At 48.6% G+C, this 1797-nt stretch carries 2 protein-coding genes and 1 pseudogene; all 3 read right to left on the minus strand.

Translation table 11 applies throughout. The features are described 5' to 3' along the window. Positions 1–75: 75 nt before the first annotated feature. Positions 76–339, minus strand: a complete 264-nt coding sequence (locus Q0236_RS13245) for a hypothetical protein (protein ID WP_367274728.1) — start codon at positions 337–339, stop codon at positions 76–78. A 358-nt stretch (positions 340–697) separates the two neighbouring features. After that, positions 698–1255: a hypothetical protein gene (locus Q0236_RS03700; RefSeq protein ID WP_297915251.1), complete on the minus strand. Its 558-nt coding sequence runs from the start codon at positions 1253–1255 to the stop codon at positions 698–700. A gap of 176 nt (positions 1256–1431) precedes the next feature. Further along, positions 1432–1797: pseudogene (locus Q0236_RS03705) on the minus strand (hypothetical protein); the annotation flags it as partial.

Here is a 1797-nt window from a genome sequence, read left to right on the forward strand (position 1 = left end):
CTTGACCGCCTCAATCGACTGTTCGTCGCGCCGTTCCACGATTCCTCCTCCCTGTGCGCTCGCGGCTGCCCGCTTTTAGGACACCGTCTCCAGGACGACGCTACGCGGCTCGGGGATCACCCCGTCGGCGATCTCGATGGCGCCGGAGAGAGACTCCAGGGCGCGCTCGATGCGCCACTCGTCGTCGGTGTGGAGCGTGAGCAGGGGCTGGCCCGCCGCAACGGTGTCACCAGGCTTGGCGTGAATCTCGACGCCGGCGCCCGCCTGCACGGGATCCTCCTTGACGGCGCGGCCAGCGCCCAGCCTCCACGAGGCCAGGCCCACGGACAGGGCGTCCATGCCCACGACGGTTCCCCCGGCCTCTGCGAGGACCTGGTGGGTGTGCGCGGCGCGCGGCAGCGGCGACGAGCATACTCGGCTTATGCAGGCGAGCTTTTCCTGCGCGGCTTAAAATTTATCGGTTTCATACAAGGCCAAATTTTACGTAGTATCATACAGGATTTCGCGCCGTGCCGCCCCTGCGGCGTCGCACACGCCGCGATCGATCAGCAGCGTAACGTGGCGAATCAGCGCCAGCGTCATGATCTTGCTCCTGATGCAAGCTTGCGCGACTATTTAAGCCTTTCGTAGCTTTCGCGTAAAGGCGTGTATAAAACCACTTATTCTCGTTAAACACTGCGTCTGTAGGCAAACGAGATTATTTTCCGATTTCGGAAATTTCTTCTACTAGCGTCTTGGCGATAAGTTCGATATCTTCCGGCTCATCCTCGGCATCTCGTTGATATGTCCCAATTTGTAAGTTAACCGCAAGATCTTTAAAATAAGAATATTTTGTCGTTGATGTAGAGATAGCATACGAGGCTAGCCTTGTGCCCGTGTTATCGAATATTTCGACGCTATAGTCAAAATATGGCTTATTTAAAGCATTGCCGCCGTAGTTAAAGCGCCTGAGGTAGTTCATTATAATATCAATCTTATAATCTTTGCCTTCAACGCCGAGCAAACCGATCTGTGCAAGATTTTTGTTTATTGCCGCTACAAAATCCTTCTTTAGCTCTTGTTCGTTCTTGTATGTAAGATTTGCTTTATTTCTATGATCCTCCGTGAGTGAAAATTTAAAATCGCCTAGGACATATTTTGAAATGCCCTTCTGTAAAGGAGTGGGCTTTACGTCATAATGATATCCACCGCCACAGCCTCCAAATAATATAGCCAAAATAAGAGGAAAAAGAATTCTCAAAAACCTATGTTTCATAACATTCCTTTTAAAAATTTAATTCTGCACCGAAAAGTATAATGAAAATGCGCTATATAACTCCTTAAAAATTTTATGCAAAACTCTATGTAAACATTTTTTTACATAAAATTGAGTTCTTACGATAAAATTTAAGTAAAGTATGCTTGTGCTCAAATTCAGATTAAATAATTAATTCACCGTACTTGCTTTGCCTTAATCGCCTCGTAAATTTCATCGACGCTGCTTAAATTTTGATCCAAAACCTCCCTCGCTTTTTTTAGCGTGCGTGCGCCGAAAATCCCGTCCTGCTTCACTCCGATGCTTTTTTGAATATATAAAATTTTCTCTTTTTGCGAAGGTCCTATCTGCGGCGCAGTATTCTGGATCGAAATTTCAGCGCCGGATCCGTTTGTATCGACGGCGGCGGCAGAGCTGGCGTCCGTCTGCTCGCCACTTTTCAAACCGAGATTTCGCGCAAGATCAAATCTCGCATCAAGCTCGTAGAGTCTAGGCGCGTATCCAAGGCTTGCCGCGATGCCGTAAAACGCCCCGAGCAGACA

It is taken from the genome of uncultured Campylobacter sp., assembly GCF_938031315.1.
Lineage (GTDB): Bacteria > Campylobacterota > Campylobacteria > Campylobacterales > Campylobacteraceae > Campylobacter_B.

Bases quoted from the DNA above. Each gene is read 5' to 3' on its own strand.
- Q0236_RS13245 (WP_367274728.1), bottom strand. From the start codon at position 339: ATGGACGCCCTGTCCGTGGGCCTGGCCTCGTGGAGGCTGGGCGCTGGC.
- Q0236_RS03700 (WP_297915251.1), bottom strand. From the start codon at position 1,255: ATGAAACATAGGTTTTTGAGAATTCTTTTTCCTCTTATTTTGGCTATA.